16 protein-coding genes are annotated in these 21562 nt (G+C 51.4%); 8 read left to right on the forward strand and 8 right to left on the reverse strand.

The window, feature by feature from the left end; translation table 11 throughout:
* The first annotated feature begins 96 nt into the window (after positions 1-96).
* The 7 genes from HWI92_RS05350 (at position 97) to HWI92_RS05380 (ending at position 10281) form a co-directional block, all read left to right on the forward strand.
* Complete coding sequence (locus tag HWI92_RS05350; protein WP_204661368.1) at positions 97-3528, forward strand: response regulator; 3432 nt, start codon at positions 97-99, stop codon at positions 3526-3528.
* Positions 3529-3532: 4 nt separating this feature from the next.
* Positions 3533-4348 carry a CheR family methyltransferase gene (locus tag HWI92_RS05355; protein ID WP_204661370.1) on the forward strand — a complete coding sequence of 272 codons (816 nt, stop codon included), beginning with the start codon at positions 3533-3535 and terminating at the stop codon, positions 4346-4348.
* The gene (locus HWI92_RS05360; protein WP_204661372.1) at positions 4345-4926 is read left to right on the forward strand and encodes a chemotaxis protein CheB; all 582 of its coding nucleotides are present in this window, start codon (positions 4345-4347) and stop codon (positions 4924-4926) included. The genes HWI92_RS05355 and HWI92_RS05360 overlap by 4 nt, the downstream gene beginning before the upstream one ends.
* Positions 4927-4941: 15 nt before the next feature.
* A complete protein-coding gene (locus HWI92_RS05365) occupies positions 4942-6864 on the forward strand; it encodes a response regulator (RefSeq protein ID WP_204661374.1) in 1923 nt (640 codons plus the stop codon).
* Positions 6865-6972: 108 nt separating this feature from the next.
* Positions 6973-7734, forward strand: a complete 762-nt coding sequence (locus HWI92_RS05370; protein ID WP_204661376.1) for a DOMON domain-containing protein — start codon at positions 6973-6975, stop codon at positions 7732-7734.
* 110 nt (positions 7735-7844) lie between these two features.
* Positions 7845-9731 carry a chloride channel protein gene (locus tag HWI92_RS05375; protein ID WP_204661378.1) on the forward strand — a complete coding sequence of 629 codons (1887 nt, stop codon included), beginning with the start codon at positions 7845-7847 and terminating at the stop codon, positions 9729-9731.
* Positions 9732-9846: 115 nt separating this feature from the next.
* Positions 9847-10281, forward strand: a complete 435-nt coding sequence (locus tag HWI92_RS05380) for a MarR family winged helix-turn-helix transcriptional regulator (RefSeq protein WP_204661380.1) — start codon at positions 9847-9849, stop codon at positions 10279-10281.
* A gap of 2 nt (positions 10282-10283) precedes the next feature.
* On the opposite strand, the gene HWI92_RS05385 is transcribed toward HWI92_RS05380, so the two are convergent.
* The 8 genes from HWI92_RS05385 to HWI92_RS05420 all read right to left on the reverse strand — a co-directional run bounded on the left by HWI92_RS05385 (position 10284) and on the right by HWI92_RS05420 (position 20444).
* Positions 10284-11117, reverse strand: coding sequence for a DUF4097 family beta strand repeat-containing protein (locus HWI92_RS05385; RefSeq protein ID WP_204661382.1), 834 nt, complete (start codon positions 11115-11117; stop codon positions 10284-10286).
* 3 nt (positions 11118-11120) lie between these two features.
* Positions 11121-11984, reverse strand: coding sequence for a DUF4097 family beta strand repeat-containing protein (locus tag HWI92_RS05390; RefSeq protein ID WP_204661384.1), 864 nt, complete (start codon positions 11982-11984; stop codon positions 11121-11123).
* 19 nt (positions 11985-12003) lie between these two features.
* Positions 12004-12843: a HEAT repeat domain-containing protein gene (locus HWI92_RS05395; RefSeq protein WP_204661385.1), complete on the reverse strand. Its 840-nt coding sequence runs from the start codon at positions 12841-12843 to the stop codon at positions 12004-12006.
* Positions 12830-13381, reverse strand: a complete 552-nt coding sequence (locus HWI92_RS05400) for an RNA polymerase sigma factor (RefSeq protein WP_310589515.1) — start codon at positions 13379-13381, stop codon at positions 12830-12832. The genes HWI92_RS05395 and HWI92_RS05400 overlap by 14 nt, the downstream gene beginning before the upstream one ends.
* Before the next feature lie 122 nt (positions 13382-13503).
* Complete coding sequence (locus HWI92_RS05405) at positions 13504-13986, reverse strand: ferritin-like domain-containing protein (protein WP_204661387.1); 483 nt, start codon at positions 13984-13986, stop codon at positions 13504-13506.
* A 56-nt stretch (positions 13987-14042) separates the two neighbouring features.
* A complete protein-coding gene (locus tag HWI92_RS05410; protein ID WP_204661389.1) occupies positions 14043-16466 on the reverse strand; it encodes an ABC transporter permease in 2424 nt (807 codons plus the stop codon).
* Positions 16467-16856: 390 nt separating this feature from the next.
* On the reverse strand, positions 16857-19400 hold the full coding sequence (locus HWI92_RS05415) for a glycoside hydrolase family 95 protein (protein ID WP_204661391.1): 2544 nt from the start codon (positions 19398-19400) through the stop codon (positions 16857-16859).
* Positions 19401-19466: 66 nt separating this feature from the next.
* Positions 19467-20444, reverse strand: coding sequence for a class I SAM-dependent methyltransferase (locus HWI92_RS05420; RefSeq protein WP_204661393.1), 978 nt, complete (start codon positions 20442-20444; stop codon positions 19467-19469).
* Between the two features lie 148 nt (positions 20445-20592).
* Between HWI92_RS05420 and HWI92_RS05425 the strand changes: the two genes are divergently transcribed.
* On the forward strand, positions 20593-21495 hold the full coding sequence (locus HWI92_RS05425; protein ID WP_204661395.1) for a helix-turn-helix domain-containing protein: 903 nt from the start codon (positions 20593-20595) through the stop codon (positions 21493-21495).
* Positions 21496-21562: the final 67 nt, after the last annotated feature.

The following is a 21562-nucleotide window of genomic DNA, read 5'->3' on the forward strand; positions in this document are numbered from 1 at the left end:
CATAACCTTCTATTTTAAAACATATTTTATAAGATATAAGGCGATAGAATTAGTTTTAGTATTATTGTGGATAATTCTACCACTTGTTTTCGCCCTATGCGCCTGACCTTTCAGAGGCAAGTCCTCATTGGCATAAGTTTCTCGATCTTTCTGGTTTTTGTCGTGGGTTTCACTTCTTACATCGCGATCAACATTCAGGAAACCAGCTCGCGACTTGTAGATCATACCCGCGAAGTGATGCGCTCGTCTGCATCGGTACGAAACCTGTTGCTGAGAGCTGAGGCTAGTATCCGGGGTTACGTGATTACCAGGAACTCTGCATTTGAAAACAATTACCACCAGGCCAGCGGCGCCATTCCCGGCGAGATGGACAAGCTCCGCACGCTCGTGGCCGACAACCCTACACAGGTAAGCCGCATTGATACGCTCGCACCCATCATGCAGTCGAGGATAGATGTCATGGCCCACCAGTACGACGTCCTGAAATCGGGTAACTACGATGCGGACACGATTAAAAAGATCATTTTACTGGGCAGAAACCTGTCTTCCCAGATCGAGTTCCAATTCAACCGCATTGAGCATGTGGAAGAAGAACTGCTGGTTGAGCGTGAGCAAAAGGCTGCGGCGAAAGCAAACCAGGCGAAGCAGTTTATCTTAGGCGGCAGCCTCATATTCCTGCTGGTCATCCTGCTGCTTTATTATTTTATCAGAAAAACATACCTCTCGCAAATCGCCCAGGAAAAGGAGATTCTGGAAGCCAACCGGCGGCTGGAAGCCTTATCAATGGAAGATCAGATAAAAAACTGGATCCTCAATGCCGCGGCAGACGTCAATACCGCCATTCGCGGCATACCTACGCAGGTAGAGCTGAGCGAACGCCTGCTGTCGAGGATGGCGGAAGTGACCGGCTCCATTGTGAGCGTTATTTATTCGATTGACCGTACCGGGGATAGTCTCGTGCTTACGGGCAAATACGGCGTGGACGAGGCCCGTGAGATCCCACTCAGCATCCAGTCGGGAGAGGGAATCCTTGGTCAGCTGACGGAAGCGCATGCAGGGGTCAAAAAATTGGAAGTAGCACCCGACTACCTGGCGATCCGCTCGGGGACGGGTGGGGGAAAAGCTGCATTCGTGTACATCAAGCCGGTAGTGCACGACGACCGGATCGTGGCAATGATAGAGCTTGGATTTCTCAGCGACCCGGGCGAAAAAGTAGCCAAGCTACTCGACATGATCTCTGACAATGTCGGGGTGGCGGTGATGGCAGCCCAGTCACGGCAAATCGCCATTGAGCTGCTTGAAAAAACACAGCTGCAGGCCGAGGAACTCGAAAGTCAGCAGGAAGAGCTGCGGGTGACCAATGAGGAGCTTACCCGGCAGACCTCGTTGCTGCAGGTTTCGGAAGAAGAGCTGCGCGTGCAGCAGGAAGAGCTCAAACAGATCAATACGGAGCTGGAAGAAAAGGCGGTAATGCTGGAAGAGCAGAAGAAAACCATTGAAGAGGCCCGCGACCAGGTTCAGGTGAAAGCGGATGAGCTCGAACGCAGCGGCCGGTTCAAAAGTGAGTTTTTAGCCAATATGAGTCATGAGCTGCGTACGCCGCTGAACAGTATCTTGATCCTGTCGAGGATTTTGGGAGAGAACAAGGGTGCTCGCCTGAGTGACGAAGAGCAGCGGTATGCGTCTGTGATCCATAATTCGGGCAATGACCTGCTGACGCTGATCAACGACATCCTTGATCTGGCCAAGGTTGAATCGGGCAAAATAGAGCTCTTCCGGGAAAATGTTAAAACCGACCTGGTACTCTACGAAGTACGCAGCACTTTTCAGACGGTTGCTGAAAACAAAGGGCTCACGCTCAAAGTTGAAAAGCAGGAAAGCTGCCCCGACCAGCTTTACATTGATCAGACCCGCCTGATGCAGATCATCCGGAACCTGCTGTCGAATGCCATCAAGTTCACATCGACCCCCGGAACGGTATCACTTTCCGTAGGAAGCCTGGGCAAGGACCTGTTTTTTGAAGTAGCCGACACGGGTATTGGTATTCCGGAAGACAAGCAGAAGTCAATCTTCGAAGCCTTTCAGCAAGCCGACGGCTCAACCAGCCGCAAGTACGGGGGTACCGGGCTGGGATTGTCCATCAGCCGGGAAATGGCCATTCTTTTTGGCGGATCTATTTCTCTGAAAAGTACACCTGGTGAGGGATCGGTATTTACGCTGTGGATCCCCAATGTGACGGAAGAGGTACAGGAGGAAGCCGTGGAAGTTGCACCCGAGCCGGTAAAAGTGTCCGATCCAAAGCCGGTTTCGATCACCAAACCCCAGGAAGATGGTCGGGAAGAGCGTTTGCTGCTGATCGAGGACGATGAAATATTTGCTGCCGATATGTCGGAAAAAGCCCGCACCAGCGGCTTCGATGTCGCGGTAGCCTACAATGGACGCGACGGGCTTGCGATGGTGCGCAGCTTCCGTCCGACGGCCATCATCCTGGATATGAACCTGCCCGACATGTCGGGCAATGAGGTACTTCAGGAACTGAAATCCGATACCCGTACCAGGCTCATACCTGTACATACCGTGTCCTCGGGCGACTATAAGAGTACAGAAATGTTGCGGAACGGAGCGGTGGGTTTTATGCAGAAACCAGTGAACAAGAAATCGGCAGAGAGCATTTTTGATTTACTTAAACTGGAAGGTAAAGATCTTGAAAAGCAGCGTATACTCCTGATCGAGGACGATACCTATCAAAGTAAATACGTGGGCGACTTCCTGGCCGAGAACAACATTCTTGTCCTGTATGCCTACTCCGGCGAGGAGGCGCTAAACCTCCTGCGGACGGAGCCGGTAGATGGTATTATCCTGGACGTCAGGCTCGCTGATATGAACGGGCTCGACCTGCTCGATACGATCAAAAAGAATCCGGAATGGGATCATCTTCCGGTAGTGGTGAATACGGCGGAGGACTTGTCGCAGGCCGACCTGAGCCGCGTGATGAAGTATGCGCATCCCGTGGTGATGAAAACCAGGAAATCGAATGAGCGCCTGCTGGACGAAGTGAAGCTGTTTCTTAAAAAGATTCAGCCCAAAAATGGAAAGCCGGAGCCGAAAGAGGAGTTTTTTGCCAATCCGGTGGTACATGCCGAACATGTATTTGTGGGCAGGAAGATCCTGCTTGCCGACGACGACATGCGCAATATTTTTGCGCTCAGTGCCGTCCTGGAAGAAGCAGGCTTTACCATCGAGATTGCTACAAACGGACTTGAAGCGATTGCACGCCTCGAAGAATCCGCGAACATTGAGCTGGTGCTGATGGACGTGATGATGCCCGAAATGGACGGGATTGAGGCGACAAGGCGGATCAGGCAGGTAGGGAAGTGGGCCAATCTGCCGATCATCGCCGTCACTGCAAAGGCCATGCAGGGTGATCGTGAACAATGCCTCGCGGCAGGTGCAAACGATTACATATCGAAGCCGGTGGATATTGACAAGCTACTTTCACTCATTAAAGTGTGGTTACATTCAGCCTAGTCGTATGGTAACAATCGAATACTCGGACCTGGAACTGATCATCAGGAAAATTCACGAAATATCGGGATTCGATTTCTCGGGTTATGCGCGGCCCTCGCTGCTGCGGAGGGCCAGCAGGTACCTGACCGGCAAAGCCATGGACGTGCAGCAGCTGATGGAGCATATCCGGCCCGGAGGCAAGGTCGTGTACGATCTGATCCAGGAACTGACGGTGAATTATTCGGAAATGTTCCGTGATCCGGACTTTTACGTACGGCTGCGGTCGGAAGTATTCAGCTACCTCGAATCCTATCCGTCCGTGCGCATGTGGATTGCGGGATGCGCCTCAGGCGAAGAAGCATTTTCAATGGCGATCATGCTGAAGGAGGCCGGATTTCTGGACAAGTCTATCATTTATGCCACAGACCTCAACAGCCGTGTGCTGGCTTCGGCCCGCGAAGGTGTTTTTACGCTGGGCAATGTGCGCACTTTTTCTGAGAATTACCTCCTTGCTGCGGGCAAGCATTCATTGTCTGAGTACTACCATGTGTCGTACAACAAGGCGGTCATCTCGCCCGAGGTCAGGAAGAACATCGTTTTTTCAATTCACGATCTCACGGGTGACGGCGTGTTTAACGAGTTTCAGCTGATCAGCTGCCGCAATGTGATGATCTACTTCAACCTGGAACTTCGCCAGCGTGTATTCCGGCTTTTGTACGACAGCCTGAGCATGCTGGGCTTTCTTTGTCTGGGAAAACGGGAAACACTCCGGTACTCGGGCATTGAGCAGCATTTCAGGATCATCGACAGTTCACTCAACATTTATCAGAAGATCAGATGATAGAACCTGTCATGGAACCGCTGAGTATCGTACTGATAGCCGGATCATCAGGAAGTTTTTCACTTTTTGAAAAAATCCTCTCGCAGCTGCGGAGTCCGCTCAGCTTTGCATTGATTTTCATTTTACACCGGGGCAAATCGAGCAAAAATGCGCTCCCGGATCTATTTAAAAACAAAACGAATGTAGTCATGAAGGAACCCTACCATCTCGACCCGATTCTGCCGGATTGCATTTACTTTCCTTTTCCCGACTACCACCTGCTCGTAGGGCCCGACAGCCGGTTCTACTGCGACCGGTCGGACAGGGACTTTTTCTCAAGACCCAGCATTGATGCGACCTTTGTGTCCGCAGCCGTGTCGGGCATTCCGGTGCGGGCTGCCATGCTGTTTTCCGGTTCCAATGCCGATGGGGCGGAGGGGCTGGCATTGCTGGCGGACAAAGGGTATGCCACTTATATCCAGGACCCGGCAACCGCCGAGTTTCCCAGAATGCCCGCCGCGGCGCTGGTACGGTGCGATAAACATATTTTGTTAAAACAGGAAAACTTCTTCGAAGCTGTAAACGGTATTTTAAGTTAGAGCTCAACGTTGATTATGGAAAACACGAAAATTCTTTTGCTGGATGACAGGGAGGAAAACCTGATATCATTAAGGGCGATCCTCAACCGGGACGATATAGAAATATTTGCCACTACCTCACCCAATGAGGCGCTGAGACTGGTGTGGGAAAACGAAATTGCGGTGGCGCTTGTAGATGTGCAAATGCCCGGCATGGATGGCTTTGAGTTTGCAGAAACCCTTTTTTCCAATCCCAAGACGAGGGAAATCCTCGTGGTGTTTGTGACGGCCATTTCCAAGGAGACCACCTATGCCGTGCGCGGCCTCAAAACAGGCGCAATCGACTACCTTTACAAGCCCCTTGACCCGTACATAACCAATGCCAAGGTTGACTCGCTGATCAGGCTTGCACGCAGCCAGAAAGAAATCCGCGAGAAAAACAGGCTGCTCGAAAATTACGCGACCATCGTGATCAACTCACCCGATATGATTGCGACTGTTGAGCCGGAGACCGGTAAGATCGCCAGTATCAATCCATCCATCCAGACCATTCTCGGCCTCTCGCCAGCCAATGTGACGGGCGGCACGATCCTGGACCTGCTGGTGGACCCGCTCAATTCGGAGCTGAGGGAAGTGCTGGTGAAACGTACCTATGCAAGCGGCGACACCATTGTTGTCGAAGACAGGTTCTTCGGCCGCCTGCGCCAGCCAGTCTGGCTCGAACTCCGTATCATGTACCGCAACAGGCTGCTCTTTGTGAACCTGCATGACATTGAAAAGCGCAAGGCGCACGAGCGGGCGCTCATGGACGCGCAGGCACAGGCAGAAAAAGCAAGAAAGGTGAAGGAAGCATTTCTGGCCAATATGAGCCACGAGATCCGGACCCCGCTCAATGGTATCATCGGGCTTGGTAACCTGCTCTCGGCAACTGAGCTGAGCCAGTCGCAGCGCGACCTGCTCGAAATGCTGCAGCAGTCTTCCGGTTCCTTACTCAACATTTTGAATGACATCCTCGACATTTCGAAGATCGACGAGGGTAAATTTTCGATTATACCCGCTTCTACGGATCTGCGGTCGCTGGGGAAAGGTATCGTGGATCTGATGAAGTTTAAGGCCGATGAGAAAAGGCTTGAAATCCGGCTCGACATCGATCCTAAAATCCCGGGCTCCATACTGGTAGACGGTATGCGCCTGACGCAAATCCTGCTGAACCTCGTCGGGAATGCGCTGAAATTTACACACGAAGGCAACATTCAGGTGAAATTTGAATATGTGTCCGAAGTGCAGCAGGGACATAAGATCAAGTTTCATGTGAATGATACCGGGATCGGCATGAGCAGCGAGCAGATCGCCAATATATTTTCTGAATACGGACAGGCCACGGAGAACACCTCGCGCCAGTACGGGGGCACCGGGCTCGGCCTGACTATTTCACAAAAGCTTACCCGGCTGATGGGCGGGGAGCTTGAAGTAAACAGCCGGCTCAATGGCGGCAGCCAGTTCTTCTTCACGCTGGTGCTGCAGGAAAGCCAGGAGAAAGCCAATGATAACCGTACACCCATCGCATTTCAGGACCTGCCCACCTTTGAGGGGCAGCGGGTGCTGGTTGCTGAGGACAATCCGGTGAATGCATTGCTGCTGAAAAAATACCTGCGTACCTGGGGACTTGTGGCCACTTTGGTAGAAAACGGGAAAGACGCGGTGGACGTCCTGCGCGAGCAGCAATTTGACCTGATCATCCTGGATACACGCATGCCGGAAATGGATGGATTTCAGACTGCAAGGTACGCCCGGCAGGAACTTGCTGTGACAACTCCCATTCTTTCGCTTTCGGCGACGGTACTGCCGGAAGAAGTGCGCCAGGCGTTTGAATCCGGGATGAATGATGCACTCTCAAAACCATTTGAGCCCGAAAAGCTGCACAATAAGATCAACCATCTGCTTTCGCTGAATGCCTAGGCAAACCCGGAAGAGCCATTGTGCAACATAATGTTCGGGATTACCGTAATGATTGTTCAGCAGTTTGCGTTTATACTGTTGATCAAATCCAGGAATTTAACCGGCAAAATGAAAATCATATCCAGTAAATGGCTGCTGCTGCTCACTTTGGCAGCAGCTTGCAGCTCCTCGAAAACAGTACCCTACGAATCCAAATGGAATGCACCTTTCGCATATGCGGATGAGGTAAAGCCCGACCGGCAGGACCAGCGTTCGCGGCTGAAGTACGGCATCATTAATGATGATCAGTACATTTACCTTACACTGAAAACCAAGGATCCGACAACGATTCAAAGCATTCTGACCAGTGGACTCAAACTCTCTTTCAGTCCCGAAGGTCAGAAGAAAGATGGTTATGCCCTGACATTTCCCGTGGTGATGAAAGAAGACCGTAAGGCATTGCGCCGCATCGAGACCGATATGCCTAACAGTTTGGGACTTGGTTTGCTGCTTGACAGCTACAACAAGGAGGCTGTCTGGAAGGATCGTGACGGGCAGCATATCATCAACCTGGTAGCACCTGACAACAGTATCAAATCACACATTGCCATGGATCGCGACGGTGAGCTGACCGAGCAGGTTGCGATTCCTTTCAGCGCTCTGAACACGAAGCCATCGGCAACTTCCGTGCTGGGCATTGCCATTAAAGTGGACGGACAATCATCCCAATCCGGATTCAGTCCCAGGATCGGCATCGGTCTGGGTGGCGGTATGGGTATGGGTGGTGGCATGGGCGTGGGCATTGGTACAGGCGGCTACAACTCGCGCTACGGCAACAATGACCGTAATGTGGACATCCGGCTTGAAGTGCAGCTTGCACGCGCCAATTGATCCTTATATAAATTTCTTTTCAGGCCCGTTTTCAACGGGCTTTTTTGTTTTCCTGGTTCAATGCCGGCGACAGGTACGTAAATTGCTGCCTTTTCAGGAATACATCTTTCATGCATTGCAAACCCGGCTCTGCCGGAAAATTCCTTATTGTGGACAACAGCAGTATCAAGAAATTTTACAGCTTTCTTAAGTTCCGCCGGAACTTCCTTCGTTACAGTTTCCGCAAAGCAAGGAGTTATGAGATTGTGCTCTTCTGGCTCAAAAGCATCCTGACGCGTTCGCAGTTTCTGATCCTTTCGGGTATCCTGGTAGGCATCACCTGCGGGCTTGCAGGTGTACTGCTGAAGTCCCTGGTACATTACATCCATTACGTCATTACCTACAAGGTCCACTTTGAACAGCAGCTGCTATTTTACGGCCTGTTTCCTTTCCTCGGGATCGTCATTACTACGCTTGTGGTCATCTTCTTTTTCAATGGGCAGGACAGAAAAGGAATCCCTGCGATCCTGTATGAAATCGCCCAGAATTCAAGCGTTGTCTCTTCCGTAAAGATGTATTCTCAGATTGTGCAGAGTGCCATTACGGTCGGGCTCGGCGGGTCGGCAGGACTCGAGAGTCCGATAGCGGTTACGGGCTCGGCGATCGGTTCCAACTTCGCTCGAACCTACAAGCTTGAATACAGGGAGCGCACGCTGCTGCTCGCCGCAGGTGCTACTGCCGGCATTGCGTCCGCATTCAATGCACCCATTGCGGGCGTCATGTTTGCGTTTGAAATCCTGCTGACGGGCGTTGTTTTTTCGGACTTCATTCCGCTTGTCGTGGCGGGCGTATGCGGCAGTCTTGTATCCAAAATACTGTTGCAGGAAAATGTACTTTTCCAATTTTCCACACGCAATCCCTTCGACTACCATAACATCCCTTTTTACCTCGTCCTCGGTGTTCTTTGCGGTTTGTATGCGCGCTACTTTGTTGTTATCAGCCGCGAGATCGACCAGTTTTTCCACCGGCTGAAAATGACCCGCATCCGCAAAGCAATGCTGGGTGGCGCCATACTTTCCGTACTCTGCGTGTTGTATCCTCCACTTTTTGGTGAGGGGTACGATACCATCAAAGCCATCATCAACGGGCAGATGCAGGAGGTAATTGCCAACAGTTTTTTCCGGTTCATCGGTAACCGCGAATGGGTCGTTCTTGTGTTTGTTACGATCGTTTGTTTGCTCAAAGCATTCTCCGCTTCCATCACCATTTTCAGCGGCGGTAACGGGGGGAATTTTGCACCGTCACTTTTCGCCGGCGGTCTGCTCGGATATGCGTTTGCGCTGCTTTCACTTCAACTCGGATTCATACAGGCACCGGTGAGCAACCTGGTGATTGTAGGTATGGCAGGTGTGATGGCGGGGGTACTGTACGCTCCACTGACCGCCATTTTTCTGATTGCAGAATCCACTTCCGGCTATGATCTTTTCATTCCCCTGATGATTGTCTCAGTCATGTCGTTCCTGATTGTAAAATGGTTTTCATCCGTATCTCCGGACCTGCAGAAGCTTGCCGAGCAGGGGAAGATTTTTACACGCGAGCACGACAGAAACCTGCTGTCGCTCCTGCACGTGCTCGACCTGATCGATAAGGATGTTCAGGTGATCCAGGCAGATGCCGGCCCCCACGAACTTGTGGAGCTGGTAAGGAGCGGCAGGCGGAATATGATTTCGGTCATCGACGATAAAAGCAAGCTTCTCGGCATCATTTCGCTGGACGATATCCGGCCGCTTTTTTTCAGCCCTCAGGCCGAACAAATGCTGGACATTGAAGCATTGATGAAACCACCCGTCGCCGTAATCAGCGACTTCGACAGCGTGGTTACCGTCATCCGCAAGTTTGATGAAACCGGCGCCTGGAACCTGCCTGTGATCAAGGCAACCGGTGAGTTTCTCGGGTTCATTTCAAAGTCTGCAATACTCAACAGTTATCGTCAGCTGCTCCGCGCTCATTCAAGCTGACAAATTTCTATTTACATAAAAAAGCCCCTTGCAGAATCCATAGCAGCTTTTATATTTGTATAATACTTGATAACTCAAATACATCTCAAATAGAAATCAAATACAATACAAACTCATGATAACAATATCTCCTGCATTGAAGGTCTTTCTTAACCTCACAATGATCCAGGCGCTCACTGCCAAGAAGTTTGATGCACGCCTGGGAAACCATGGTGTAAGCCTGAATGAATTCATGATTCTGGTACATCTGGCGGAGGCGCCGGATGAAAAATTAAGACGTACGGACCTTGCTGAAAAGACCGGTTTAACCGCGTCAGGAATCACGCGTATGCTCACGCCCCTGGAAAAATTGGGTATGGTCAAACGTGAGGCCAATAGCCGGGACGCCAGGGTGTCCTATGTGAAGCTCGCTACGGCCGGAAAACGCGTTCTGAATGAAGCGCTGCTCACGGCCGAAGCGACTACTGATCAGCTACTTTCGGCGGTAAAAACGAAGAAGCTGGATGAGCTTGCGAAGTTGCTTGTGGAGCTGGGAGGGACGGTCATTTAGCACTACCTGAATTTGCGGACATAAATGTTACCATTCATGTTTTTCATCATTATCTCGCTGCCACCGCCATTGACTTTGCCTCTGACCCAATCTTCAACCGCGACTTTGTACATCCCGTCCTTGCCCGACCGTGATGCCTGCGGCTGCGACTGATCCACCTGCACATCGAAGTCGGTGAAGATATCGCCGTTATCAGATTTGAGTTTTACATCAAACTTTGCAGTGGGAGGTAACGTAACATCTACATTTCCATTCAAAGTGGAGAACGCCATCGGCAGCTTGGTGTCCGCATTTCTGAAGGTCACTTTCAGCGTTCCGTTAATGGTGTTGGCAACGATGGAACCGCCCATGTTCGTAAGGGTAATGTCCCCGTTCACATTCGATATTTCGTGTGTTCCGCTCACGTTGTCTACTGCAATGTTTCCGTCATCAATTGTGCCCGCCTTGATGGAAAAGCTCTGCGGTACTTTGATGAGCAGGTCGACAGGCCGGTTCACCAGACGTGAATTAATGTGTACCTTGTTTTTGTCTTCCGTCGCTGTCACATCGATGGCGGCAGACTTAGGGACGATCTTGCGCATGCCGTCCGCTGCGGGCTCCTTTTTGTCTTCTGTCGAATTGGATTTTCCCGTGACTTCCACAATCACCTGGTTGCCCTGATAACCCGCAATCCTGATGCTTCCCTTGATCAGGTTTACCGTCAGGCTGCCCGGTTTAGAAGGGTCACTCAGCGGAACAGTGAGTTGCTCCTTTACTTCATTTTGTGCCTGACTAGCCTGCCCGTTAAACAGGAGCATGGCAGGAACAATGAGGGTTTTTATCCAGTTGGTTTTCATAAATCAGGATTGCTTTTTGATGTAAATGTCTCCGTTAAATGTTTCAAACCGGAGTGCCTGTCCGCCTTTGCCGATGCGGATCAGCGTATCGGTACTAAGTTTGTATGTGGTCTTGCCGGGAGTACTTTCTGTATTTTTAATTACCCTTGCCGGCAGCGTTTCCACGTTTGGAAAATCGGTATAAAACCCACCATTGAAACTCCTGAACTCGCAGTCGGCGGACAGGCCGGCAGGGTAGGTAACCCGGATGTCTCCATTCAGTGTCTTGAAGTCCGACGCACCCGAGGGTACAGCCAGGTAGTCAATGATCACGTCGCCGTTAATGGTATGCGCACTGGCTGCTTTCCGTGCACTGGCGATGGTGACGCCTCCGTTCACATTAGCTGCCTCAATCCTCCCGTCAACATTCCCGATCGTTACTTCGCCATCGTTTACCGTTGCGACGTGCAGGCTGATGCCCTGCGGCACCTTGATCGTAAAGTCGAGGCGGAAATCGAAGGATGGTTCATGGCGGGTCCAGTCACGCACCTTCTTGTTCGGGCGGGAGTCAAAAGGAGCCGCCACGTAAACCACCAGACTATCGGACTGCTCATCGAACCCGATCTGAAGTTCCTGCCGCCCCTTTGTGACGCCGGCTTCATCGCGGCCCGTGATCGTTTTGCTGACCTCAATCCGGATCTCATTACCGGTGTATCCTTCCACTTTCACAAATCCATTGATGTTGTAAATGGCAAGCACATGCCCGGCGGCATTCTGGGGCAGGGTGAACATTTTGCTGACATGCTCATTAAATTCGGCTTTCTGGGCAGTGGTCGGGACATACCCGAGCAGCATTCCCGCGAGGATCGGGATTGTAAATGTTTTCATGGCAAATGATGGATTGAGGTTAAGAAAGATCGCGGATAGACTGCTCGATTTTTATTTTTACGAGATGGTCCAGGTTGTCTTTCCGGAGCAGCGTTTTTAATGCACTCACGGCACTTTTTTCCTGCAGGCGGACCATCACGTCGGCCAGCGCAGCCTGGATCATAGGGGAGTCCTGCCGCAGCAGTGATTTCACCAGTTGTTCCCGCACTTCCGGCAAGTCTGCGTATTCTGCCAGCGCCTCAAGGGTCACCAGCCGCACATTCACATTGGGATCATTGTTGAGCGTCGCAAACAAGGCATTGATCACGCGCTCGTCTGCATTCGCAATTTCACTCGTGTAACTCACCGCCCGCAGCCGCTCAGCCGCCGAGGGATTGTCGATCAGGGCGAGCATCATGGCACTTTTCACATCCTGCACCTGTGCTGCCAATGCGTCAATCTGCTCTTCCGGCCTGGCCGGGCCAGGTGCTTTCATGCGGTACCCGATGGTCCAGCCAAGTGCCACCAGCAGCAGGCTGAATCCCAGCTGAAACGTCCACTGCGGAATCGCCGCGTTCCTGACATTCAGGAGCAGCTTGTCCCACAGAGAGGTGCTGCCTGCAAGCTCTTTTTCTTCCTCCCTGAAAGTGTCGAGCATGTTGTAAAAATTGGCGCGCATGCCGGGGCCCGGCTGCGGTACCGGTAACTTGCCCAGGTTTTCCCAAAGCTGGCGTGACGCCTGATAAGCTTCCTGGCAGCTTACGCATTGGGCTATATGTTGCTCTGTTGCGGCACGCTCAGCCTCGCTGAGATGGTTGGTCAGCAGGTCGGTTAGCCGATCCGTGATGTGCCCGCCGCTAGTGATGCTATCTTCTTTCATTGGTAAAAAACTTTTTCTTCAACTCCGCCAGTGCCCGGTGTACTCTCGTTTTTACTGCCCCCTCACTGATTTCGAGGATCCTCCCGATCTCTTCGTATTTCAGCTCCTGAAAACGGCTCAGGATCAATATTTCACGTTGTTCGGGTGCCAGGGCTTCCAGAGTCCTGTGCAGGAACTCGGTTTGCTGCTGCTGGTCAAAGTGCTCGTCCGCCGGAGTACCGCCATCCATTTCATCGGCCAGCTCCGACCAGTTTGTAGCTTCCTGCCTGCGATCGGTTTTTGGAAGGTCGTGCAGTACGTTTCTTGCCAGCGCATACATCCAGGTCCTGAACTCTCCGTCGCCCCGGAATGCCTGTCTGTATTTCAGCATCCGGTAAAACACATTCTGCACAAGATCCTCACTCACGTGTTTTTTGTGCGTCATGTGGTAAAAAAACGCAAACAGCGGACGGTTGTACCGCTCAAACAGCAGGCCCATTTTGTCGAGGTCCCCGGCTTTCACCCGGAGCATCAGCGCATTGTCCGTCAGTGCATTCAAAAGTTTGTGGTTTGCGTTTCAATAGTGGAAACTGCCGAAGCCGGAAAAGGTTACAGGAAAGTTGAAAAAAATTGCAGTGGTACCTAAAAGAAGAAAGACCGGCCTGGCCGGTCTTTCTTCTTTTAGGTTGTTAAAGGATACTTGGCTACATCCTGCTGCCGCTCCTGCTCCCGTTTGATCATGTCGTGGGCTGCACCGATCTTGGTATGCTGCGCCAGGACGAGCTGGCGTACATCCGCCGGCAGTATCTCCGACCTCGCAGCTTCGTCGTAGGCTTTTCTGGCGGCATCTTCACCTGCCATCGCATTATCCAGCACAGCCAGTCTGTTATCCGTGGTAAATACCGCACGTACGTCCATCCATGCACGGTAAAGTTTCCCCGACAGCATGGTACCTGTTGCCGGTTCTCCGCCCAGCTGTGTTACCTGTGCTTTCAGGTCGGTCAGGAAAGACCTGCTGTCGTCGGCGAAGCTGCGGAACAATGCACGCAGGTCGTTTTCAATTTCCTTGGTTTCATCATAAGCCTTTTCATACCCGGCGATCCGGTCGTTATTGATCAGGATCAGGTCGTTTAATACCTCGATCACTTCTGCATTTTGTGACATGATGGTTGGTTTTTAGTGATGCCCGTTATTCTAAATAACCATTCCAGCGGGCACTGCTACTCTGCGCGCAACGATCGCACCGGGTTCATCAATGCAGCCTTTACCGACTGGAATGAAATCGTCAGGAGCGCAACGACCACCGCGAGTATACCAGCTACAGCAAACATCCACCAGGCTATTTCCGTACGATAGGCAAAGTCCCGCAGCCAGTAATCCATCAGCCACCAGGCCACAGGCACTGCCAGCACAATGGCAATGCCTACCAGTTTGAGAAAATCTTTGGAAAGCAATGCGACGATGCCCGCCACCGATGCTCCCAGTACTTTACGCACCCCGATCTCTTTTGTGCGCTGCTCAGCAGTAAAAGTAGCAAGGCCAAACAGTCCGAGGCAGGCAACAAAGACAGTCAGTCCTGCGAATATGCCTAGTATCTCAGCCGTTTTCTGCTCCGCTTTATAGGTTTCGTTGAAGCGCTCATCCAGGAATGAGTAGGTAAAGGGAAGGTCGGGTTTGAAGGTGTTCCATGACTGCTGCACTTTCGAAATTAGTCCCGGAACATCATCTGTTTTGATCTTCGCGATCATCGTTCCGGCGCCCCGGCTGAGTACCATCACGAGGGGAGTAATGGCTTCGTGCATGGATTTAAAATGAAAATCCTCAACAACCCCGATCACGTGGAGTGTGTATTTGGTCCCGTCATTCTCCTGACGGGTTACCTGAGCATTCAGCGGATCTTTGGTCAGGCCCAGCAGCTTTGCAGCGGTCTGGTTGAGGATGATCGCTGTGGAGTCGGTTGCAAATGCTTTCGAAAAGTTGCGCCCTGCTGCGATGTTCATGCCGAGGGTGGGTACATATTGCTCGTCAACCTCGTACCGGAGCGTCTTGACCGTTTTTTCCGGACTTTTATCCGATGAAATCATGAAGTTGTTATTGGACGAGGGACCCGCTGGAAGAAAGCCCGAGCTACTGATGCTGACAATGCGGCTATCGGCCTGCAAAGCTTCCCTGAAGGCTTCCTGATTAGATCCCAGCGCCCAGGTATCCGGAATGACGAGCACCTGACTTTTGTCATACCCCAGCTTTTTGTCCTGTATAAATTTGAGCTGCCGGTACACAACCGTAGTGCCGATAATCAGAATAATCGAGATACTGAACTGAACTACCACCAGCCCGCTTCTCAGTCCCAGGCTCCTGCCTGACCCCGTTGCAGAGCCGCCTTTCAGTACAACAAGCGGCTTGAAAGACGAGAGGAAAAGGGCAGGGTAACTACCCGCAGCGAAACCTACGAACAACCCGAAGAGTACAAAGCAAAGTAGCAGCATAGGAACCATGCCGGGTGAAAATGCGAGTTCTTTTCCGGAAAGCCGGTTGAAGTAGGGCAGTGCCAGCAGGGCGATCCCGATAGCCAGCGCCATGGCGATGAACGTCACGACCATCGATTCAGTCAGGAATTGGAAGATTAGTTCTTTCTTCCTGGATCCCATTACTTTTCTCACCCCGATTTCCATCGCCCTTTTCGAAGAACCTGCCGTAGATAGATTCATGAAGTTGATACAGGCAATCACCAGCATGAAAATCGCCACGGCCGTAAAAATGTAGACGTACTTGATGTCACCATTGTTTCCCAGATCATACTGGAAATCGGAATGCAGGTGAATGTCGGTAAGCGGCTGCAGGAAGAGGCCTATCTTATTGCCGCGTCTTTCAAATTCTTCATAGCTGGCGCCAAATGCCTGCTGGATCTGCGGACCCGCGTACTTTTTCATTGTAGCCGGGAGCTTAGCTTCCAGCTTTTTATAATCATAATTTTCTGGCAGGAGCAGGTAGGTAAAAAACTCCGATTGCATCCATGTGGTCGATTTGGCTTCTTCCATTCCATTGAGTGAAGCCAGCAGGTCATAATGAAAATGGGAATTCCGGGGCATATCCTTAAAGACACCCGCTACTTTCAACTTCAATGTCGAACCTTTAAAGCCGATCAGTTTACCTATGGGGTCCTGCGTACCAAAGTATTTCGCGGCAGCTTGCTCGCTCAGCACAATGGCGTTGGGATCTGCAAGTGCGGTACTGGGATCACCTTTGATAAATGGCAGCGTAAACATTTCAAAAAAGTTGGGATCAACATGCGCAAGCTTGTCGCCGGTAAACGGCTGGTTATCGACGATCACAAGTGGGAATCCGCTCTGGCGGAGGCGCGTGGAGGCTTGTACCTCCGGGTAGTCGGCTTTGAGCGCAGCAGCTACCGGAGGCATTACGTGCGACTCATTGAACTTGCCGCCTGCCATGTGCCCCTTGAACACCACCCGCACGATCCGGTCTGCATGGTCGTTGAACCGGTCGAAGCTCAGCTCGTCGAAAACGTAAAGGCCCATCAGCATGCAGGATGCCAGTCCAATGGCCAGCCCGACAATGTTGATAGCCGAAAATGAACGCTGCCGGAGTAAGTTGCGCCACGCAATTTTGAAGTAGTTTCTGATCATTGAGGTAATCGTTAAAAGTAAAATTTATTTCAGGCTAACAGACAGCATTCAAGAATGCGTTATAATCTGGTATTATGCAATGCATAGTTCTATGCATAAAAGATATGCCAAATTGCTAAATGCCTGACTTTCAGAATATCGTTTCTTCGAGAAGCTAGCGCAATGTCCGCTTACGGACATCAACCGCACGAATTTGTGCAGCACTTTCTCTGATTGGGCCGGATAAAGATTGAGGATGCGAAACCAGGAAGGATAAAGTCAGACCTGTCTCTCAGAAGGAAGGCGGGAAGGTGCTGATGCTCAAAGAAGTGCGGGGAGACCTGGAAGCACTTCACGACTTGCGCGAAGAAGAAAAACGCGGAGACCGGGACCGGCCTCCGCATCGTGCATTTATTTTAATCTGAAAACATATTCCTTGCCTGCCTCCGTAGGGAAGTCATATTGTGTCCGGCCTTTCATCAGGTTGGTATCTTCGGCGGTTTGCAGGGCTGCAATCCGGTAAAAATCATTTGCATTGGTGCCGGCGCCGCGCTTCAAGCCTGCTTTTCCGGCGGCTTTCAGCGGATTGGGTACATTCACCCGGCAGTTGCCGCCCAGCGCTGAGCGGATTTTCAGCTCAGAAATCTTCCCTTTTTCCCAAACGATATCCACCTCAAAGCCTCCGCGCGCTTTCAGTCCTTTCACTGAGCCGGATTGCCACACGTCAGGAACAGCGGGCAGTACATTCAGCATACCGTCATGGCTTTGCAGGAGCATTTCATTGATTCCGGACGTGCCCCCAAAATTACCGTCGATCTGAAAAGGCGGGTGCGCATCGAGCATGTTAGGGTAGGTACCACCTCCGTTTGTATAATTGGTACCTTCCGCACCGGTGAGTTTCAGCTGTTCACGGATAAGCTTGTAGGCATGATTCCCGTCCAGCAGCCGCGCCCATACATTGATTTTCCAGCCTTTGCTCCATCCGGTACCGCCATCGCCGCGTAGTTCCATGGTCTTCCTCACTGCATTTGCAAAGTTCATGGTGTAAACCGGCGAAATCTGCCGGCCCGGAAACAGTCCGAACAGGTGTGAAATATGCCGGTGCTCGGGCTCGGCCTCGTCAAAATCTTTGTACCACTCCTGAAGATTGCCCTTCTTGCCGATCTGCAGTGGAAACAGTTTGCTTCGCTTTTCAATGAGGGTTTGGCGGAAATCCGGGTCGATACCCAGCTTTTCGGAGGCTTCGATCAGGTTGGTAAAAAGGTCCCAGATGATGGACATATCCATGGTGGTGGCTACGCTTACCGAACCTTTGTAGCCTTTATCCGTGATGAAAATGTTTTCGGGAGAAGTAGCCGGTGCAGTTACCAGTTTGCCCTTTTTGTCTTCGATAAGCCAGTCGATGCAGAATTCGGCGGAGGACTTCATGAGCGGATAGGCAGTTTTGAGGAGATAATCCTTGTTGCCGGTAAACTGGTAGTGTTCCCACAAATGCTGGCAGAGCCAGGCGCCGCCCATCGGCCAGTTGGCCCACGACGGACTGCCGCTCACAGGGTTTGTTGTTGCCCAGATGTCCGAGTTGTGGTGCAGTACCCAGCCTTTTGCATTATAAAAATTCTTTGCAGTTTCAGTCCCGGTTTTTGCAACGTGGCCGATCAGCTCGATCAATGGATCATGCAGTTCGGAGAGGTTCGCACTTTCCACCATCCAGTAGTTCATCTGGGTATTGATGTTGGTGGTAAAATTGCTGCTCCATGGCGGCCGCAGTTCGTGGTTCCATATTCCCTGCAAATTAGCCGCAATACCACCCGGCCGCGAGCTGGAAATGAGCAGGTACCGTCCGAACTGGTAGTACAGGGCTTCGAGGCCGTTATCATCGGCGCCTTCCGCATATTGTCTCAGGCGATCATCGGTCGGCAGCTCGTTTGTTTTACTTCCGAGACGAAGGTCTACCCGGTTGAAAAGCTTTTGATAATCCCTGATGTGATCCTGCCGGAGTATCTCGAAGGATTTGCCGGATGCCTTGCTCAGGTAGTCGCCTGCAAGCCGGGCTTCATCTTTACCCTCCTGATCAGGACATTTGTCAAAACCATTGAAACTGGTAGCTGCCGAAATAAGTATGGTGGCCTCGGAAGCATCTGCAACATGTACGCCCGCACTATCTGTTACCACGGTTCCATCCGCCAGCCTGACCATAAGCCGCAGCTCGAAGCGCATGCCCTTGCACCTGGCCGGATCGTTGTAGATGATAGGCAGCTCCATGGTCTGCATGTAGCTGGGATCAGTATGCGAAGGTGCCTGGCCTTTCATTGCGATTTGGTCTTTGGCAACCACTACATTCTTATAATAGAGCTGGCTTTGTGGTTTGATCGTAAACCGCAGCGCACCCTTCCGGCCGGCTGCCAGCCTGATCACCATCACCTGGTCTGGCGCCGACACAAACAGTTCGCGGGTAAAGTTCACGCCGTCTGCAGTGAAGCTGGTGCTGGCTACGGCATCTGAAATGTTGAGCTCACGACGGTAGTTGGTGACTTCTCCCGGGAAGTCCTGATTGATCAGGAGATCGCCGAGCGGCTCGTACGACTCGGTAAATACGCCCTGGATCTTTTGCGTGAGCTGCTCGGCAAGCTGGTAATCTTCGTTTTCAAGTGCCTTGCGCACATCGGCGAGGTACCGGGAAGCCATCGGGTTCGGATTTGTATTTACCGGCCCGCCTGACCACAGGGTTTCCTCGTTCAGCTGAATCAGCTCTTCATCGGGCCTGCCAAAAACCATCGCACCGATACGCCCGTTGCCGATCGGCAGCGCCTCGTTCCAATTCCTGGCAGGCTGCTTGTACCAAAGTTTCAGATCGGGCTGGGCGCTGAGTGTTAGTGAAAATGTAAGACTGATAGCGACTACAGCCGGGACATACGCCCGGCGGCAGTCCAGGTTCGGAAAGATTTTTGAAAACATGTAAGTAAATGATGGTGAAAGCCGAAAATACAAGCTTTTTAGACCAAAAATCTACTTTACAGGCATCTAAGAGCGTTTTTGTTGGTAACCCTGGTAGTGCGCAATGATATCCTGATCCGAAAATCTATACGCGGGATCCTTTTGTCCGAGGAAATATACGCCGCTGGCGGTATCCGCATTGAAACTTGCAGGCACCAACCTGTCAAACACCCGCAACCAGCTGAATAGAAGGGATATTGCAATCGCGAGCTTCTTATTCCTCGTCACGCCCCAGGCCAGGTAGCGTACATTCCAGAGCAGCACGGTGCCGATTCCGGTGGAAAATCCCGAGTCAATTCTTTTGAAGTCTTTAAACAGCAGCCGGTGTCCGCTTTCGGTGAATCGGGTAAAGTCATACGGACCTTCATGGACAAACTGCATAAACGGTGTTTCTGCATACACAATGCCGCCGGGCCGCAGCACGCGCAAAATTTCGGAGGCTACCTTGTGCGGGTACATGACATGTTCAAGCACAGCCTGGATCCAGATACCATCCACCGAATTGTCGGCAATCGGCAGTGAATGTCCGTCGGCGATGAAATCGGTGTGCGGTGATGCATAAATGTCAAAAGAAAGTACCTCGGTTTGTGGAATCTGGTACAACCCGGCTGCACCGGTACCCACCGCGCCGCCGCCGATGACCAGGATCAGGGACTTTGCGGCATTACGACGGGGAAGGCTCTCGCTGAACTGCGTGAGGTTTCGCTTGGTGCTCCGGCCACTGCCCCAGAAGATTCTTTTGATTGTACTGTATTTTTCGTGTGAGCGCGGGATCAGACTTTCTCCGGCGGTAGCCAGGAGTTTTTGTTTGTCAAGGATCGTATGTCTGAAATCGACGAGAATCGGGATTTTTTGCTGGATAACCGGTAGCGGCTGAACATGATGTTCGCAGGCAATGTTTGTACAAAGCAGCGCACTGCTGTTTTCAAGTCTTGAGAAACACAGCGGACATACAATGTGGCCCTTGGCAATGTGGTCATCGAGAACTGGCGTAAAATTGGGCATACTTAATTTAATTGTGGGGTGATCCTTGAACCGGCGGTAATGTAGTCGTACAATGGGGCATCCCGGAAACGGTTAAACCTGAAAGTTACCGCGCGGCAGTGCTTACTTAGCAAGTGGTTCTTTTATTTGATTATAGTAACTTTGATCCATGAAAAATACCGAGACACTGGAAGATTTTTATCAGCATAAATTTAAATGGGTACCAGACAACCTGCAACAGGACATCGGCCATTTTAATGTATTTGGTTTCCAGCAGCATTGCGGGCTGAACACGACGCCGGTGAGTTACAGCAGGCGCGACTTTTACAAAGTAACGCTGATCCGCGGCAGGAACATCTACCATTACGCAGATAAAAGTCTGGAAACGGACGGCTCCGCACTCATCTTCTTCAACCCGCAGGTGCCTTATACGTGGGAAGCTGCCAATGATTTTACCGAGGGGTATTTCTGCATTTTCAAGGAAGCTTTCATCACCGAGAAAATGCGTGTAAACCTGGCTTCGCTGCCCATGTTTGCGATCGGTGGTAAGCCGTCCTACCTGCTGACGCAGGAGCAGGACGACCGCGTTAGCGCCATATTTTTAAGGATGCTTGAAGAAATCGGCTCCGACTACCAGTTCAAATATGACCTGCTCCGCAGCTACCTCACCGAGCTGATCCACTATGCGCTGAAGCTGGAACCTTCCAACTCGCTTTTCCAGCATCCCAATGCAAATTCACGCATTACTTCGGTGTTTGTAGAGCTCCTCGAAAGACAGTTTCCGATCGAATCACCTTCACAGCGCTTCTCAATGCGGTCGGCCAATGATTTTGCCCGGCATCTTTCGGTACATGTTAATCATCTTAACCGTGCCATCCGTGAAACCACCGGGAAAACAACTACGGCGCACATTGCCGAGCGGCTGGCCAGTGAGGCCAAAGCGCTGCTGAAACACACCAACTGGAACGTTTCCGAAATCAGCTACAGTCTCGGGTTTGAAGAACCTGCGCACTTCAATAACTTCTTCAAGAAGCAGACGCATCAGACACCGTCATCTTTCCGGCTGGTTTGATTTTCGTAAGGTGGTATTTACAAATGCAAACAGCAGGCCCGAAAGTCTGCTGTTTGCATTTATAAAT

Source organism: Dyadobacter sandarakinus, assembly GCF_016894445.1.
GTDB classification, from domain to species: Bacteria; Bacteroidota; Bacteroidia; order Cytophagales; family Spirosomataceae; genus Dyadobacter; species Dyadobacter sandarakinus.

Coding starts and splice junctions, on each gene's coding strand:
- HWI92_RS05350 (WP_204661368.1), top strand. CDS start 97: ATGCGCCTGACCTTTCAGAGGCAAGTCCTCATTGGCATAAGTTTCTCG.
- HWI92_RS05355 (WP_204661370.1), top strand. CDS start 3,533: ATGGTAACAATCGAATACTCGGACCTGGAACTGATCATCAGGAAAATT.
- HWI92_RS05360 (WP_204661372.1), top strand. CDS start 4,345: ATGATAGAACCTGTCATGGAACCGCTGAGTATCGTACTGATAGCCGGA.
- HWI92_RS05365 (WP_204661374.1), top strand. CDS start 4,942: ATGGAAAACACGAAAATTCTTTTGCTGGATGACAGGGAGGAAAACCTG.
- HWI92_RS05370 (WP_204661376.1), top strand. CDS start 6,973: ATGAAAATCATATCCAGTAAATGGCTGCTGCTGCTCACTTTGGCAGCA.
- HWI92_RS05375 (WP_204661378.1), top strand. CDS start 7,845: ATGCATTGCAAACCCGGCTCTGCCGGAAAATTCCTTATTGTGGACAAC.
- HWI92_RS05380 (WP_204661380.1), top strand. CDS start 9,847: ATGATAACAATATCTCCTGCATTGAAGGTCTTTCTTAACCTCACAATG.
- HWI92_RS05385 (WP_204661382.1), bottom strand. CDS start 11,117: ATGAAAACCAACTGGATAAAAACCCTCATTGTTCCTGCCATGCTCCTG.
- HWI92_RS05390 (WP_204661384.1), bottom strand. CDS start 11,984: ATGAAAACATTTACAATCCCGATCCTCGCGGGAATGCTGCTCGGGTAT.
- HWI92_RS05395 (WP_204661385.1), bottom strand. CDS start 12,843: ATGAAAGAAGATAGCATCACTAGCGGCGGGCACATCACGGATCGGCTA.
- HWI92_RS05405 (WP_204661387.1), bottom strand. CDS start 13,986: ATGTCACAAAATGCAGAAGTGATCGAGGTATTAAACGACCTGATCCTG.
- HWI92_RS05410 (WP_204661389.1), bottom strand. CDS start 16,466: ATGATCAGAAACTACTTCAAAATTGCGTGGCGCAACTTACTCCGGCAG.
- HWI92_RS05415 (WP_204661391.1), bottom strand. CDS start 19,400: ATGTTTTCAAAAATCTTTCCGAACCTGGACTGCCGCCGGGCGTATGTC.
- HWI92_RS05420 (WP_204661393.1), bottom strand. CDS start 20,444: ATGCCCAATTTTACGCCAGTTCTCGATGACCACATTGCCAAGGGCCAC.
- HWI92_RS05425 (WP_204661395.1), top strand. CDS start 20,593: ATGAAAAATACCGAGACACTGGAAGATTTTTATCAGCATAAATTTAAA.